Here is a 16,272-nt window from a genome sequence, read left to right as displayed (position 1 = left end):
GTTGACGGAGAACGCCGTCCAGACCGAGACCCCGGTCGGCTGGGGCCCGTTCACCCGGCTCTGGCTGGCCAACGCCGTCTCGTCGTTCGGCGACGGCGTCCGGTACACGGCCCTGCCGCTGCTGGCGGTGACCCTGACCACCGACCCGTTCCTGCTCTCCCTGGTGACGGTCGCGATGGCCCTGCCGCTCCTGTTCTCGCCGATCGCCGGGGTGCTGGCCGACAGCGTCGACCGCCGCCGGCTGCTCATCACGGTCGACGTGAGCCGGGCCGTCGTGGTGGTGGCGCTGGCGTTGATGGTGCTCACGCACACCGTGAACCTGGTCGTCGTATGCGTCGCGGCCGCCCTGCTCGGGCTGGGCGAGGCGGTGTTCATGGTGGCATCGCAGTCGTTCCTGCCCGAGGTCGCGCCGCCGCCCATGCTCACCAATGCCAACGGCCGCCTGCACGTGGCCCAGCTGATCTTCCGCGACTCGGCCGGCATGCCGGCCGGCGGTGTGCTGTTCGTGGCGTTGGCGGCGCTGCCGTTCCTGCTCGACAGCGCGTCGTTCGTCATCGGCGTGGTTTTGTTGGCGACGATCAGCACCCGAACGGCGCTGCCGTCACGCAGCGACGGAGTGCGGCCGCGATGGTCGAAGATGGTCGGCGAGGGCGCTCGCTACCTGCGTGACGACCGGCTGCTGGCGACGCTCGCGGTGATGCTCGGCGTGGCCAACTTCTTCGTCACCGCCATGGGCGCGGTCGAGGTGCTGTACGTCGTCAAGTGGCTCGACCTGCCGGCCGGCGTGTTCGGCGTGTTCCTGGCCGCGGGCGCGCTCGGCGGCATCGCCGGCGGCCTGTCCAGTGCCCGGATCGCCGCCCGCACCGGCACTTTCCCGTCGGCGCTGGTGTGCCTCGGCCTGGCCGGCGCGGCCGGGTTGGTCATGGGACTGGTGGCCCAGCCCGTCGTCGCCGCGGCCTGCCTGGCCGTGTTCGGCTTCGGCACGGCCGTCTACCAGACGTTGACCGTCTCGTTCCGGCAGGCCAGCGCGCCGCCGGAGCTGCTCGGCCGGATCAACGGCGTGTACCGGCTGCTCGGCACCGGGGTCTCGCCGCTCGGCGCGCTGGCCGCCGGTGCGCTGGCCAGCGCGGCCGGTATCCAGATGCCGTATGTGCTGGCGGGGGCCGGAATTCTGCTGCTGGTCGTGGTCGCGGCCGGCCCGGTGCTGCGGATGGCGTCGTCACGGGAGGACGCGGCATGACGTTGTACGAGTGGTTCGCCGACACAGCCCACCGCTACCCCGATCACATCGCCCTGGAGGCCGACGGCCAGGCTCTGGCCTACTGGGAGCTGGAGCAACTGGCCGAGGCCGTTGCCCTGGACATCGTGGCCGAGACCGGCGGAGTCCCCCGGCGAGTCGGCTTGCTCGGGGCTCGCAGCATCCCCGTCTACGCCGCCTACCTGGCCGTGTTGCGGCTGGGGGCGGCCGTGGTACCGCTCGACTGCCGGCAGCCGGCCGCGCGCCTGTCGATGATCGCCGAGCTGGCCGACCTCGACGTGGTTCTGGTGCACGGCAATCATTCCGTCGACTCGGTCAAGATGCTGCCGCTGCCGGACCGTGTCGAGCCCAAGGGCATCGCGCTGCCCGAGTACGGCGCCGGGCCGGATGACGAGGCGTATGTGCTGTTCACGTCGGGCTCGACCGGCCGCCCCAAGGGTGTCTCGATCCTGCACCGCAATCTCCACGAGTACTTGGCCCACTGCATCGAGGCGTACGAGGTGGGACCGGGTTGCCGGCTGTCGCAGACCTTCGGGCTGACCTTCGACCCCTCAGTGTTCGATCTGTTCGTGGCTTGGGGTTCCGGGGCTACGGTGGTCGCGCCGGAGCCCAACGAACTGCTCACCCCGGTCGACTACATCCGGCGGGGCCGGCTGACACACTGGTTCGCGGTGCCGTCCGTGGTGGGAATGGCGCGGCAGCTGGGGTATCTGCCGACCAGGCTGGTGGACACCGTGCGGCACAGCCTCTTCGCGGCCGAGCCCTTGACCCGGGAGTTCAGCGCTATCTGGGCCGAAGTGGCGCCAGACAGCCGAATCCACAACATCTACGGCCCGACCGAGGGCACCGTCACGGTCACCGGTTACAGCCTGCCAGCCGATCCGGCGGACTGGCCGGTGACCTCCAACGGCACCGTGCCGATCGGGCAACCGAATCCCCACCTGGAAGTGGTCGTGCTGGGGACGAATGGTCTGCCCACTGTGGACGGTGAGTTGTGCGTACGGGGGTCGCAGCGGTTCGATGGCTACCTCGACCAGGCCGACGACTTCGGGCGTTTCACCCGATTCGAAGGCGTCGACCCGGCCGTGGACTACGACGGCTCTGAGCCGCTGACTAGTGCGCATTGGTACCGGACCGGTGACCGGGTCAGCTGGGAGTCGGGCGAGCTCGTGCACCGGGGCCGGCTCGACCAGCAGGTCAAGATCCACGGCCATCGGATCGAGCTGGGCGAAGTGGAGGCAGCCCTGCGCGCACATCCCGACGTGGACCAGGTTGTCGTGCTGGCGCTCGATGGTTCGCTGGTGGCGGCCTATACCGGCACCCAGCTGGCCGCTGCCGACCTCGAACGTTGGGTGCGTGAACGGCTGCCGGTGTACATGCTGCCGCGCCGCTTCGAGCACCAGACCCTGATGCCGCTCAACGCCAACGGCAAGGTCGACCGCCGTCAGCTGGAAGCGCAGCTGTTCGACTTGGGAGAAGGTCGATGAACGCAGCGTCGGAGGACCGGCCGGCCGACCTTGGCGCCGCCGCGCCGCCGCGGACCGACGTCGAGGAGCAACTGCTGGAGCTGTGGTCGCGCTGGGTGCAGGTGCGGCCGCTGGGCGTGCGGGACCAGTTCTTCGCACTCGGCGGCGATTCCCTGGCGGCGATCCAGCTGGTGGCCGCCGTGCAGCGGCACTACGGCATCCGGCTGGACCGGACCCGGGTGTTCGAGGCGTTCACCGTCGAGTCGATGGCCGAGCTGGTGGGGGAACTGCGATGAGCGAGTGGCTGACACCGGCGGCGGAGGTGCTGGGGCTGGCCGCCGACGAGCTGGCCGGCCGGTTCGCGGCCAGCTCGTTCGTCGCACTGGGCGGCAGTTCGCTCGGTGCGATCGAGCTGCTGGCGCTCGGTCAGCAGCGGTTGTCGCTGACCGTGGACGCGGCTCGGCTGCTTGGGCCGGAGCCGCTGGGTCGGGTGCTGCGGGACGCTGTTCCCTATCAGGCAACGGAGGTGGCACCGGATACGCGCCCGGACCGGGAGCTGTTGCCGGGCCAGCGGCCGATGCTGGCGACGCACCTGGCCGGCGTCGACCGGCCGTACCACCTGATGTTCACGCTGGAATGCGATGCGCCGCTGGACCCGATCCGGGCCGAACGAGCCCTGGCCGAGCTGGTGGCCGGGAATTCCTCGCTGCGCACGATGTTCGTCGCCGACGGCGCGAACCAGGCCCGGCGGGTGCTGCCACCGACCGAGCGGCCGCGCATCATTCACCAGCACCTGTCGACCGCCGACCCGGTTCGCGCGCTGCACGAGCTCTACGGTCGGGAAAGCACCGACCTGTTGCGGCCCTTCGAAGCACCGCCGGTGGTGTTCGTGCTCAGCGGCCAACTGCTGACCATGCTGGTGCATCACGTGTTGGTGGACGGCTGGAGCATCGGCGTGCTGTGGCGGCAGTTCGTCGAGCTGTATCACGGCCGGGCGGTGTCGTTCACCCAGCAGCCGGAGCAGATCGCCGCTCGACCGCCAGCCGAACTCGACGCCGCCGTCGCGCACGCCACCGCCCACATTGCCGGCGCGCCAACGGTTGTCGACCTGCCGTCCGATGGTCAGCGGGCACCGCAGTTCACCGGTGTGGGTGGCCGGTTCATCTTCGACCTCGACCCGGCGGCGGCACGGGCGGCCGAAGCTCTGGCCGCGCGGTGCCAGGTCACCGTGACGACCGTGGTGCTGGCCGCATGGGCGCTGGTGGTGGCCCGGCGCACCGGGCAGGACGACTTGCTGGTCGGGATGCCGGCGTCCGGCCGGTTCGGCGCGGACATGATGGACATTGTCGGGCTGTGCACCCGAGTTGTGCCCGTGCGCTGCCGGATCAGCGACGAGGCATCGATCGAAGAACATGTCCGGGCCGTCGCCGACGGGGTCGCGGCAGCGGTGGCCGATGCCGCCGTGCCGTACGAGCAACTGGTTGCCGCGCTTGGTCTTGACGTCGATCCGGCCCGCAATCCGGTGACCCAGATCGGCTTCGCCGCCCACCACGAGCTCATCCCCGACGCGGTCGGCGGGTGGCGGCTGCACGAGGGGCATTGCGGCGGCGCGGTGTTCGACGCACTGCTCTACCTTCAGCGCTGGTCGGCATGCCCGCGGCTCGCCCTGGAGTACGCCACATGCGCACTGACCGCGTCGGAAGCCGGGGAGCTGGCCGACTCCTTGACCGCCGCCCTGCTCGAATTCGGTGCCGACCCGTCAACGGAACTCTCGTCCGCCCGAACGATTTCCGCAGCCCAACGGGAACGGATCACTCGCCTGGGCACCGGGATGGACGTCGATCCCGAAGGTGACCTGTGGCAGTCGTTCGAGCGGCAGGCGCTGCGCGCACCCGACGCGCCAGCGATCAGTGACACTCACGCGGGCCTTTCCCTGACGTACGGGCAGCTGCGGCTGCTTGCCCTGGCCAACGCCGCCCGCCTGGCCGCCGCCGGGGTGACGGCCGGCGACCGCGTGCTGCTCGAACTGCCGCGGTCGGCCGACGAGGCGGTCGCCATCCTCGCGATCTTCCGGCTCGGGGCGGCCTATGTCGCGATGGACACCCAGGCCACTGCCGAGTGGCGTGATCACGTGCTGGCCACCTCGCGCCCGACCGCCCAGATCGGACCCGGGGACGTCGACATGACCGTGCCGGCGACCGAACCCGATCTCGCCGACGCACCACGACATCTGGCCTACGTCGCCTACACCTCGGGATCCAGCGGCCTGCCGAAGGGCATCCTGGCCACGCACCGGGCCGTGCTGAGGCTCGCCGCCGACACCAACATCTTCGCGCCGACCTCTCCCATGCGGGTCAGCCGCCTGGCGCCGCTGGCCTTCGACGCGTCCACCTTGGAGCTTCTGGTCACGCTGGCCCGCGGCGATGCCGTCGAGGTGTACCCGCCGGGCGACCCGGATCCGGCCACGCTGGTGGAATTCCTGCCCCGCACCGGGGTCACGCACGTGTGGATGACCACCGGCCTGTTCCACATCATCGCCGAGCACCGTCCGGACGCGTTCCGCGGCGTGCGGCAGGTGCTCACCGGCGGCAGCGTCACGTCGCCGCGACTCGTCCAGCGAGTCCTCGAACACTGTGCCGGCCTACGGGTCACCCATGCCTACGGTCCGACCGAGAACACTGTTTTCACCACCGTGCACCACTTCGACGGCCCGCATCAGGTCGGGCACCATCTGCCGATCGGGACGGCGATCGCCGGCACCGGGCTGGCGGTGCTCGACCAACGCGGCGGGCTGGTGCCGCCGGGCGGCGTCGGCGAGCTGTACAATACCGGCGTCGGCCTGGCCGATGGCTACCTCGGCGATCCCGAGCGCACGGCGGCGGCGTTCGTCGAGGACAACGTGTTGGGCGAACGGGCCTACCGCACCGGTGATCTCGCGCGCTGGGACGGCGACGGTCGGCTGCGCTTCCACGGCCGGGTCGACCGGCAGGTCAAGATCGCCGGCCATCGGGTGGAGCTGGTCGACGTGGAGCGGCGGATCGCCGGCCAGCCCGGGGTTCTGCACGCGCTCGTGTTCCTGTCCGACGACGACCGGCTGTGTGTGGCCGTGCGCACCGACGGGGTCGATCTGGCGGCGATCCGCGCCGGCGCCGAGGCCCAGCTGCCGGCCTACGCGCGACCGCAGCGCTGGATCGAGACCGCCGACTTCCCGGTCACCCGCAACGGCAAGATCGACACCAAGGCCCTTACCGCCGTCGAGTCGGTGTCGGTGGCGGCCGTGCCCGATTCCACCCCAGATATGGAAGAGATCGTCACGCAGACGTGGATCACCGTGCTCGGCACCGACGACTTCGACAGCGACGAGCCGTTCTTCGAGGTCGGCGGGGACTCGCTGCGGCTGGCCCAGGTGCGGAACCTGTTGCGGGAGCGGCTGTCCGGGCGTGATGTGTCGATGGTCGACCTGTACCGCTATCCGACGGTGCAGGCCCTGGCCCGGCATCTGGCCGGTGCGTCTCAGTGACCGACATCGCGGTGGTGGGGCTGGCCGGACGGTTTCCTGGCGCGTCCGACGTGTGGGACTACTGGGCCAATCTGGTGGCCGGCCGGGTGACGACCAGCCGGCTGTCCCGGACCTCACTACTCGCCGCCGGTCTGGCCGAGTCCGAAGTGGATGATCCGTGCTACGTGCCGGTGCGCGGCCTGCTCGACGGGGCCGGGCATTTCGACGCCGACTTCTTCGGCATCACGCCGAAGGACGCCGCCATCATGGATCCGCAGCACCGGCTGCTGCTCCAGACCGCTTGGGAGGCCCTGGAATCGGCTGGTCTGGCCACCGACGCCCCGTTCGGCCGGGTCGCCACCTTCGCCGGCGCCGGCTTCGGCTACTACCTGGTCGACCGGGTGCTGCGTGATCCGGACCTGATGCGCGAGCAGGGTTTGCTGGCCGCCGTGCTGGGCAACGAGAAGGACCACCTGGCGGCCAAGGTCGCCTACCGGCTCGACCTCACCGGTCCGGCCATCACCGTGCAGACCGCGTGCTCCACCTCCCTGGTCGCCGTGCACCTGGCCGCGCAGAGCCTGCGTTCCGACGATTCCGACGTCGCGCTGGCCGGCGGCGTCTGCGTGCCGTACCCGCAGCAGACCGGTTACCGCCACGAGCCCGGCGGCATCATGTCCCCCGACGGCGGCTGCCGACCTTTCGACGCCACCGCCGCCGGCACCGTGCCCGGCAGCGGCGTCGGCGTCGTGGTCCTCAAACGCCTTGCGGACGCCGTCCGGGACGACGACCTGATCTACGCCGTGGTCAAGGGCTCCGCCATCAACAACGACGGCACCACCAAGGTCGGTTACACCGCCCCGGGTCTGCCCGGCCAGGTCGACGTCCTCACCGCCGCGTACGCCAACGCCGGCGTATCGCCGTCCACTGTGGACTACGTCGAGGCCCACGGCACCGCCACGGACATGGGCGACGCCATCGAGCTCGCTGCGCTGACCGAGGTGTTCGCCGGCCGCTCCGCCCCCTGTTCGCTGGGCTCCGTCAAGGCCAACATCGGCCACCTGGACGCCGCCGCCGGCGTCGCCGGCTTCATCAAGGCCGTCCTGGCCCTCCACTTCGAGCAGATCCCGCCCATGGCCGGCCTCACCGCACCCCGAGCTGAGATCGCCGACGGCCCGTTCGTTCTCGACGACACCTCCCGCAAGTGGACCGCTGGACTGCCTCGCCGGGCCGCCGTCAGCTCTTTCGGCCTCGGGGGCACCAACGCCCACGTCGTCCTGGAGGAGGCCCCCGCCCGCGCAACCGTGTCCCCGCCCACCGCCATTCGCGCCACCTCTACCCACGTGCCCCACGCCCCCGCTGTCCTCACCGTCTCCGCCCGCACTCCCGCCGAGCTCGCCACCGCCTCGTCCCGGCTCGCCACCCACCTCCGTTCGGCCGACGACATCTCCGTGCACGACGTGGCCCGCACCCTCCAGTCCCACCGCCGCCACTTCCCCCATCGACTCTCCGTCACTGCCTGGGATCTCGCCGAAGCCGTGGACCAGCTCGGCCAGCCGCTGCGCCAGCAGGCTCGACGTCGACCGAGCGTGGTTCTGCTCTTCCCGGGCCAGGGCTCGGAAACCCCCGGCATGTCGGCCCTCCCCTACGCCCAGCACCCGACCTTTCGGTCCGATGTGGACGAATGCGCCGAGCTGCTGGCCCCGCTCCTCGGCTTCGACATCCGGGACGTCCTGCTCGACCCGGCGGCCGACCACATCCACCGCACCGACATCGCCCAGCCGGCCCTGGTCGTGCACGAATACGCCCTGGGCCGATTGCTGTTGTCCTGGGGGATACGTCCCAAGGCCCTGCTGGGGCATTCCGTCGGCGAGCTGGCGGCCGCCTGTCTGGCCGGCGAACTCAGCCTCGCCCAGACCCTCTCGCTCGTGGCCCGGCGGGGATCCCTCATGCAGGCCACCGCACCCGGCCGCATGGTCGCGGCCCTCATCACCCCGGCGGCCGCGGCTGAGCTCGCCCCCGGCATCGACATCGCCGCGATCAACGGTCCGGACAACCTCGTGCTGGCCGGCTCCGAACCGGCCATCTCGGCCTTGCTCGAACGCCTCACCGACCGAGGCATCCGTCACCGGCAGCTTCCCGCCCACCGCGCCTTCCACTCCCGGCTGATGGCCGACGCCGCCCTCCAGCTCTCCGCGCTACCTTGGCAACACCGCCCTCGCACCCAGGCCATCATCAGCAGCCTCGACGGCCAACTCCTCCCCCGCGGCGGCACCCGCCCATCCGACTACTGGGCCACCCAGCTCCGCTCCCCGGTCCGCTTCCACGACGCCGCCCTCACCGCCCTGGCCAACTCCGGCCCGGTCTTCGTGGAGGTCGGCCCGGGCAAGGCCCTCACCTCGGCCATCCGCCACCTCCCCGAGGCCCATGCCGCCGCCACGATCACCCTTCAGTCCACAGTAGACGAACCCGTCGTCACCGCGGCCGGTCGTCTCTGGGCCGTCGGTGCGACCCTTGACTGGTCCGTCGTCCGCTCGCACACCGGCCGTCGCGTGCATCTGCCCACCTATCCGTTCGCCCGCAACGAGTACTGGCTCGCCACACCCACACCGAACCGCGTCACCCCCGCCCCTGCCGGTGCGCCCCAGGAGGACACCATGCTGGGCCGGATCATCGCCGTGTGGACCGACCTGCTCGGCGTCCCGGACCTGCGAGCCGACTCCGACTTCTTCGCCCTCGGCGGGGAATCCCTGCTGTTCCTGCGCATGATCGCGCGGGTGCGCCGGCAGCTCGGCGTCGACCTGGACGTGGATGCCCTGTCCGGCGCACCGACCCCCTCAACCATCGCGGCGGCCGTCGCCGCCGCGCAGGAGCGTGAGTGAGATGGCCGAGCTGGCCGTTGTCGTCGTGGACTTCCGGGCCCTGTCCGGGCTCAAGTCGCTGGCCGCCGAGCTCACCCGGCTCGACGACGGCCTAGCCGTCAGCCGCGTCGACCCGGTCCTCGATCTCGCCGGCACCTACTCCTACCGTGATCACGAGGACCTGGCCGACCAGTACGCCACCCGCTTCGCCGACGCCGAGATCGACTGCGTCGCCGGCTACTGCAGCGCCTCCGCCCTGGCCTCGGCCATCGCCGCCCGCCTGGACACCCCGGTCGTGGCGGTCAAGCCCACCACCCCCACCGTCGACCAGGCCCTGCACGACTTCGCCGGCTTCATGGCCAAGCTCCGCGCCGACCACTCCACGTCCACCATCGCGCCCACCCTCACCGGACATGAGCTCCACGCCGAGCTCAACCGACGCCTCTCCGACGCCCTCATCTCGTGGGCCGAGGCCGACGCCATGGATCTTGACGAGGTCGAACTCCTCCAGGAGGAACTTCTCGCCCGCTTCGACGGCTGGCTCGGCTTCCTCCTGTCCGCCTCCGCCACTCCCGCCACCGACTTCCGCCGCACCGTCGTTCCCGGCACCACGTTGGACGACGACATGGTCGCCGCAGCGGCGATCGCCATCCGCAAGGCGGTGATCGGATGAGCGACCTGGAGTTGGCCGCCGCCGGCGCGGTGCTGGTTCAGCGGCTCACCGAGCGAGAAACGGTGCTGGTCAGGCACGGTGACCGGACGTTCGCGGTCCGGATCGGCGAGGAGACGACGTTCAAGGACGTCCTGGCGCAGTTGGGCACGGCCGAGACAACCGGCGAGCCCGACATCGTGGTGAGTGAAGGCGGGATCCAGGACGGCAGCGGGTCGGTCACGAAAGAGCGCCTAGTAACACTACTGCCGTTACTCCAGGCAGACCCGGTCAAGCCGGTGCGGCTGGCCGATCCGGTGGGTCCGATTGAGCGAGCGCGACTGCTGTCGTTCAACCCGATCCGCACGCCGCTGCGCGACGTCACAGTGCCGGATCTGATCCGGGACCAGGCCGTACGGACGCCCGAACGGATCGCGGTACGGCAGGGCGACCAGCAGCTGACCTACCGACAGCTGATCGACCGAGCCGATGGGGTCGCGGGCCGACTCCAGACCGAGGGCGTCGGGGCGGATTCGGTGGTGGCGCTGTGTGCCGAGCGAGGCCCGGACATGGTGGTCGCGGTGCTGGGCATACTGTTCGCGGGCGGCGCCTACCTGCCGCTGGACCCGACCCATCCCCTGTCCCGACTGGCCACCATGATCGACTCAGCCGGCGCGGAACTGCTGCTGGTCAGTGATCGGCATCAGGCGGCGACCGCGGGCCTGCCGATCCGTCAGTTCACTGTGGACGGTCCGGGCATCCCGGGCGAACCCGTCCGCGCGAAAGGCTCTGACCGGGTATACGTGCTGTTCACCTCGGGTTCGACGGGCACGCCCAAGGGTGTGGAGATGATGCACCGCAGCCTGCTCAACCGGCTGCTGTGGATGCAGGACGCCTACCGACTGACCGAGGACGACGTGGTCCTGCACAAGACGCCGTACACCTTCGACGTGTCCGTCTGGGAACTGTTGTGGCCACTGATGGTCGGGGCCCGGCTGGTGGTCGCGGAGCCGGACGCGCACCGCGACCCGGCAGCGCTGGTGACGGTGATCCACCGGGAAGGGGTCACCACTCTGCACTTCGTGCCCTCGATGCTGGCGCTGTTCGTCGGCGAGCCCGGGCTCGCCGACTGCCGGTCGCTGCGCCGGGTGATCTGCAGCGGCGAGGTGCTGCCGCCCGGGATCGTCAACCGGCTCACCAGCCTCCTCCCGGTCGAAGTCCACAACCTCTACGGCCCAACCGAGGCGGCGATCGACGTGACCGCCTGGCCGTGCCGGCCGCCGGAGCCGGACAGCGGGGTGCCGATCGGCCGGCCGATCACCAACGTCTCCATCTATCTGCTGGACGAACAGCGGCGGCTGGCCCCGCTCGGCGGTCGCGGGGAGATGCACCTCGGCGGCGAGTGCCTGGCCCGCGGCTACAGCGGCCGACCCGACCTCACCGCCGAGCGGTTCGTCGACGTCGACGTGGCCGGCACGACCGAACGCCTGTACCGCACCGGCGACATCGCCCGCTGGGACGCCACCGGCAACCTGCACTATCTCGGCCGGTCCGACGGCCAGGTGAAAATCCGTGGCCAGCGGGTCGAACTCGGCGAGATCGAGGCCGTGCTGGCCACGCATCCCCTGGTGGCCCAAGCCATTGTGGTGGTACGGGACAGCGATCGCCTCGTGGGCTACGTCGTCCCGGTCGACGGCGCGGCGGTGGACGAGGCCACGCTGCGGGACCATCTGGCTCAGCGGTTGCCCGACTACATGGTGCCCGCACGACACGTCGTCATCCCCAGGGTCCCGACCACACCCAACGGCAAGCTCGACCGCGCCGCCCTGCCCGCCCCGGGCCGCCGTCAGCGAATCACTCGCTGAGGTCCCGAATCTTTCGGCCCACCGTCGCGACGTACCAGAGTGCGGAGCCGTCAATGGCCAGGCGATGGCGGTAGCGCTCGGAGGCCACGATTTCCAGCGCCCCCGACTGGCAGGCGTGGTCGATCAGCACGCGGAATCCGGACGGATCCGTGTCCGACACGAACTTGTCCCGCAGTGTGAAGACCACCAGGCCGCCGTCGTCGACCAGGTTGAAGGCGTTGCGGAACGCCGCCGGCGGAATGTCGTCGAACCCCAGGGCGGCCACGCAGGTGAGGGCGTTGAACTCCATGTCCGCCAAGGCTTGGCGGTCACCACCGTCGATGTCCATCATGTCGATGACCCGGTAGTCGTCGTACACTTCCGGCCGGTCGCGCTTCGCCGCCGCGGCGGCCTCCGGCAGGATGTCGATTCCCACGATGGTCCGCGGCTCCAGCCCGACCAGCTGCTCGGCGACCAAACCGTTGCCCGCCCCCAGGTCCAGCACCCGCAACTCGGTCTCGTCGCCCTCCCGGGCCTGACCTAACAGGGCCGAAACCACCGTGGGCGACCGGCATTCCAGCAGTCCGTGAAACAACTGCTCGTACAATCCCGGAAGCGCGAAGATCTCCGCGTAGTCGTGAAACCTCAGCCGGCGCCAACTGCCGTCCACCAGCACGTGGCAGTATTCCGTGTCCTGGTCGTGGCGTTCCCCCACCGTTGGCAGTCTAATCTGGAACCCACCATCTTCCACTGAGCGCTCACGGTCGACGGTCGGTTCTAGAGTCACTGCGCCTCCACAGTTCGAGTCGAGCTGATCGAGCGGTGACGCCCACCCTTGCCGAAACTCGACGCGTCGTCAACAGCCGCACATCGCCGACGCCGTCAAATTCCCATCAACAGGCCACCCGAAATCCCGCCTTTTCCGTGCCTAAACACCACATCGCCAGAACGCAACAAGTATTCATTCACTTGTAAACTTCACAACGCGCATTACCACACCCTCGACAATCGCGCAGAAGAAAGCCGGCGCGACCGTCCCATATGGACGATTTGACGCCACACCCGTCCGATCTCGGGATGCCCGCCTGACCGACCCGATTGACATGAAGGTCCGATCACTCATACGCTCGCCGCGTTTGAGTACCCAACGCCGGAGGTCAGGAACACCGAGGCAGCAAGCCACCTCGCCGGGATGGGCGGCAGGGTGGCGATTCGCCATGCTGACCAGCCGTGTTCACACCTCCGATGTCTCGACCACTTCCGCCGTGGTGGTCGCCGGCGCCGCAGGCGTCGGCGCAGGGCTGGCTCACGCGTGATCGCGGGAGGTCACCATGGCGGTCCCCCGCCCGGCGACGCCATCGGCGCGACCGATGGCGTGTTCGACGACCCCGCTTCCTCTCGCAGCGGCAGCCCTTCCTTCACCCTGCGACGAGAGGAAGCCATGCGAAGAAGCTGGGTCAGGCGACTGGTCGCCTACGGGGCCGCGATGCTCGTCGCGGCCGGCCTGGTGGCCGTGCCGACGGTGGCGCACGCCGAGCTGCAGAACCCGCGCCAGGACTTCCTGCGGGCCTCGCAGGCCGGCCTGTTCCTGCACTGGGGCGAGCGCACGTCCCCGGTCCACACCGACTGCACCTCCTGGGAGAACGACGTCACCAGCGGCGGCTGGAGTGCCGACTACTGGGTCAACGAGGCCAAGAAGCTCCACGCGCAGTACATCGTGCTGGCCACGTTCCACAGCAAGCTCGGCTACACCCGGCCGTGGCCGTCGGCCATCCCGGGCAGCTGCCACAGCAAGCGGGACTTCCTGGGCGAGCTGATCGCGGCCACCAAGAAGGCCGGCATGAAGACGATCCTGTACATGACCAACGACCCGCAGTGGCACAACGACGGCCTGCCCGCGGGCAAGGACTGGCTGGACTCCAAGGCGTTCTCCAGCTACGCCGGGCACAACGTGGACCTGACGACCACCAACGGGTTCGGCGAGTTCAGCTACGACAACTTCATGGAGGTCATGGACCGCTACCCGGACCTGGGCGGCTTCTGGATCGACAACGACAGCCAGTACTGGCTCGACCACAACCTGTACGAGCAGATCCGCGCGAAGCGGCCCAACTACACGCTCAGCAACAACAACGAAGACACGCCGATCATGGACATGGTCAGCAACGAGCAGAAGACCGGCATGACCCCGTCCTACGACTACCCCCAGGCGGTCTGGACGGCGGCGCCGCGGCTGATCGAGGCCGACTACAAGCTGCCCGACAGCGGTTCCTGGTGGTACACCGGCACTGACTCCACAGTGGACACCAGACTCAACGTCGGCCGCTACATCGCCAACTCCGGCTCGTCGATCAAGTCGCTGATGGACGAGACGGCGATGGTCAACGGCAAGTTCCCCGGCCATCAGCTGGACTACAACAACTTCCTCAACAGCTACCTGGACCAGATCTGGGGTTCGATCAACGGCACCGAGGGCGGCGGCTACATGTACGGCGGCCTGCAACCCGGCTTCTGGAACGACGGCTCGCAGGGCGTCACCACGATCAGCAAGACCAACCCGGATCTCCAGTTCATCCACGTGCTCACGAAGCCGTCGGGATCGACGGTGAAGCTGCGGGACAACGGCTATCGCGTCACCAAGGTGACCAACTTCCGCACCGGCGCGGCCGTGAGCTTCACGCAGGGCAACGGATACCTGACGCTCACCGGGCTTTCCGGCTGGGACCCGTACGACACGGTGTTCCAAGTGGACACCAACGGCCGCACCGGCGTCTACCCCGCGTCCACGTACACCATGAGCGCCACCGCGTCGGCCAGCGGGCACGCCGCCTCGGCCGCGGCCGACGGTGACTACCTGACGTACTGGGACAACAAGAAGACGCTGCCGGTGTCGCTGACCTATAACCTCGGCTCGGCCAAGCGGGTCCAGTACATCGGGATCAACCAGCGCGAGGATTCAGTCAGCTACGCCCGGTCGAGCACCGAGCAGTCGGCCCGCATCAAGGCCTACAAGGTCTACGTCTCCGCCAACGGCACCGACTGGGGCAATCCCGTCACCAGCGGAACCCTGCCCAGCCACCGGGGTGTGCAGTTCATCGACCTGCCGGCCGGCAATTCCCGTTACGTGAAGCTGGAAGTCGACAGCACCTGGGCCGCGTCCAGCGACTCCACGCACTACAAGCTGTTGCGCATCGACGACTCGTGGATCGGCTCCGACTACGCCGGCGCCTCGACCACCCCACCGGCCGGCAACCGCTACGAGGCCGAGGCCGGCACCTGCCAGGGGACCGTCGACTCCAACCACGCCGGCTACTCCGGCACCGGCTTCTGCAACACCACCAACGCCACCGGCTCCTACGCCGAGTGGACCGGGGTGCACGCCGACGCGGCCGGCAACGCCACCCTGAAATTCCACTACGCCAACGGAACCACCACCAACCGCCCCGCCGCGCTGACCGTCAACGGGACGGCGGCCGGCTCCGTGTCCTTCGCACCCACCACCAACTGGGACACCTGGGCCGATGCCACCATGACGGTGCCGGTGACCAGCGGAGCGAACACGATCCGCCTCACCTCCACCGACGCCGGCGGCACGGCCAACCTGGACTACCTGGAACTGACGCAGTAGAGCCCGGCGTCCCCGGCCGATCGCGCATCGGCCGGGGACGCCACAGCATCACGGCGACGAGCAGTTCACCGTGGGCTGCGCGGGATTGGAGCCGGTCGCGTTCATGGTGAGACCGAACGTGACCGACCCGTCCGGCTGCACAGTGCGGTTCCAGTCGGCGTTGCGCACCACTGTCAGCGACCCGTCCTGGGTCATCGTGCCGTTCCACACGCTGGCCACGGTCTGCCCGGCAGGCTGGGTCCAACTGACCGTCCAGCCGTTGATGGGCGCGGTCCCGTGGTTCATCACCTGCACGGTGGCCTGGTAGCCGCCGCTCCACGAGTTGGTCACGTCGAACTCGGCCATGCAGCCGTGGTCTCCGCTGCCGGGCGGCGGGGGCGGGGGCGCGTCCTTGATGCCGGTGACCTCGCCGTGGCCGCCGTCGAACACCACGTCGGAGCAGCCGTAGAACGTCTCGTTGCTGTCGGACCGCTTCCAGACGGAGTAGATCATGTGCCGTCCGGTCTTGTCGGCCGGCAGGGCGCCGGACCAGTCGTACTGGCCGTTGACGGTGCCGACCTGGCCGGTCACCGGCGGGTGGTCGATGGTCAGGAACGGCTGGTCCTCCAGCTCGTCCCAGGTCAGCGGCTTGCTGGGATCCCACCCGTCCTTGGTGACGTAGAGGTAGAACCAGCCCGGATGGGCGGCCCAGGCGTTGTAGGCGAAGTCGAACTGGGCGCCGGCGGTCAGGTGTGTGAGCGGCCAGTCGCCGACCTGGTCGAAGCCCGCGTAGTTGGGATTGCCGCCGCTGCACAGCTGCCCGTCGGGGATGAAGCCGCGGGTGCGGCCGGCTCCGTCGGAACGCAGCACGGCGAACCAGTTGTACAGCGAGTTCGTCCCACTGACGTTGACCGCTGCCGAGCAGGCGGGGTTCTGCGGCACGATCTGGCCGGTCGAGCTGAGGCCGTCCTCCCAGCACAGGAACGTGCGGCTACCGGGTTTCATGATCGCGCCGTGCGCCGAGGCGGGGCCAGCCGCCAGCAGCACCAGGCTCAGGCTCGCCGCGATCACGGCGAGCGCCTTCATCACCT

The 16,272-nt window shown here is 69.6% G+C and carries 10 protein-coding genes; 8 read left to right on the top strand and 2 right to left on the bottom strand.

What is annotated here, in order from left to right; translation table 11 throughout:
• Nucleotide 1 precedes the first annotated feature (1 nt).
• The 7 genes from JJ691_RS11905 to JJ691_RS11875 are packed head-to-tail and all read left to right on the top strand — an operon-like array spanning nt 2 to nt 11,595.
• The gene (locus JJ691_RS11905) at nt 2-1,240 is read left to right on the top strand and encodes an MFS transporter (protein WP_211768837.1); all 1,239 of its coding nucleotides are present in this window, start codon (nt 2-4) and stop codon (nt 1,238-1,240) included.
• Entirely contained in the window at nt 1,237-2,745 is a 1,509-nt protein-coding gene (locus JJ691_RS11900) for an AMP-binding protein (RefSeq protein ID WP_211768836.1), read from the top strand. The genes JJ691_RS11905 and JJ691_RS11900 overlap by 4 nt, the downstream gene beginning before the upstream one ends.
• The gene (locus JJ691_RS11895) at nt 2,742-3,020 is read left to right on the top strand and encodes an acyl carrier protein (protein WP_211768835.1); all 279 of its coding nucleotides are present in this window, start codon (nt 2,742-2,744) and stop codon (nt 3,018-3,020) included. Before JJ691_RS11900 ends, JJ691_RS11895 begins: the two co-directional genes overlap by 4 nt.
• Nucleotides 3,017-6,244, top strand: a complete 3,228-nt coding sequence (locus JJ691_RS11890; protein WP_211768834.1) for an AMP-binding protein — start codon at nt 3,017-3,019, stop codon at nt 6,242-6,244. The genes JJ691_RS11895 and JJ691_RS11890 overlap by 4 nt, the downstream gene beginning before the upstream one ends.
• Nucleotides 6,241-9,102 (top strand): type I polyketide synthase, encoded by a 2,862-nt coding sequence (locus tag JJ691_RS11885; protein WP_211768833.1) that lies wholly within the window; start codon nt 6,241-6,243, stop codon nt 9,100-9,102. Before JJ691_RS11890 ends, JJ691_RS11885 begins: the two co-directional genes overlap by 4 nt.
• A 1-nt stretch (nt 9,103) precedes the next feature.
• Nucleotides 9,104-9,754: a hypothetical protein gene (locus JJ691_RS11880; protein ID WP_211768832.1), complete on the top strand. Its 651-nt coding sequence runs from the start codon at nt 9,104-9,106 to the stop codon at nt 9,752-9,754.
• Entirely contained in the window at nt 9,751-11,595 is a 1,845-nt protein-coding gene (locus JJ691_RS11875) for a non-ribosomal peptide synthetase (protein ID WP_211768831.1), read from the top strand. Before JJ691_RS11880 ends, JJ691_RS11875 begins: the two co-directional genes overlap by 4 nt.
• Here JJ691_RS11875 and JJ691_RS11870 read toward each other — a convergent pair.
• Nucleotides 11,585-12,361 carry a class I SAM-dependent DNA methyltransferase gene (locus JJ691_RS11870; RefSeq protein ID WP_211768830.1) on the bottom strand — a complete coding sequence of 259 codons (777 nt, stop codon included), beginning with the start codon at nt 12,359-12,361 and terminating at the stop codon, nt 11,585-11,587. The genes JJ691_RS11875 and JJ691_RS11870 overlap by 11 nt on opposite strands.
• 654 nt (nt 12,362-13,015) lie before the next feature.
• On the opposite strand from JJ691_RS11870, the gene JJ691_RS11865 reads away from it, so the two are divergent.
• Nucleotides 13,016-15,202 carry a discoidin domain-containing protein gene (locus JJ691_RS11865; RefSeq protein ID WP_211768829.1) on the top strand — a complete coding sequence of 729 codons (2,187 nt, stop codon included), beginning with the start codon at nt 13,016-13,018 and terminating at the stop codon, nt 15,200-15,202.
• A gap of 48 nt (nt 15,203-15,250) precedes the next feature.
• Here JJ691_RS11865 and JJ691_RS11860 read toward each other — a convergent pair whose 3' ends face one another.
• Complete coding sequence (locus JJ691_RS11860) at nt 15,251-16,267, bottom strand: lytic polysaccharide monooxygenase auxiliary activity family 9 protein (protein WP_249228218.1); 1,017 nt, start codon at nt 16,265-16,267, stop codon at nt 15,251-15,253.
• Nucleotides 16,268-16,272: the final 5 nt, after the last annotated feature.

This window comes from Kutzneria sp. CA-103260 (assembly GCF_018263855.1).
In the GTDB taxonomy this organism is placed as follows: domain Bacteria; phylum Actinomycetota; class Actinomycetes; order Mycobacteriales; family Pseudonocardiaceae; genus Kutzneria.
Note: the sequence above shows the minus strand (reverse complement) of the source record. Positions and strands in the feature narration are given on the sequence as shown.

Coding starts and splice junctions, on each gene's coding strand:
- JJ691_RS11900 (WP_211768836.1), top strand. CDS start 1,237: ATGACGTTGTACGAGTGGTTCGCCGACACAGCCCACCGCTACCCCGAT.
- JJ691_RS11895 (WP_211768835.1), top strand. CDS start 2,742: ATGAACGCAGCGTCGGAGGACCGGCCGGCCGACCTTGGCGCCGCCGCG.
- JJ691_RS11890 (WP_211768834.1), top strand. CDS start 3,017: ATGAGCGAGTGGCTGACACCGGCGGCGGAGGTGCTGGGGCTGGCCGCC.
- JJ691_RS11880 (WP_211768832.1), top strand. CDS start 9,104: ATGGCCGAGCTGGCCGTTGTCGTCGTGGACTTCCGGGCCCTGTCCGGG.
- JJ691_RS11875 (WP_211768831.1), top strand. CDS start 9,751: ATGAGCGACCTGGAGTTGGCCGCCGCCGGCGCGGTGCTGGTTCAGCGG.
- JJ691_RS11865 (WP_211768829.1), top strand. CDS start 13,016: ATGCGAAGAAGCTGGGTCAGGCGACTGGTCGCCTACGGGGCCGCGATG.
- JJ691_RS11860 (WP_249228218.1), bottom strand. CDS start 16,267: ATGAAGGCGCTCGCCGTGATCGCGGCGAGCCTGAGCCTGGTGCTGCTG.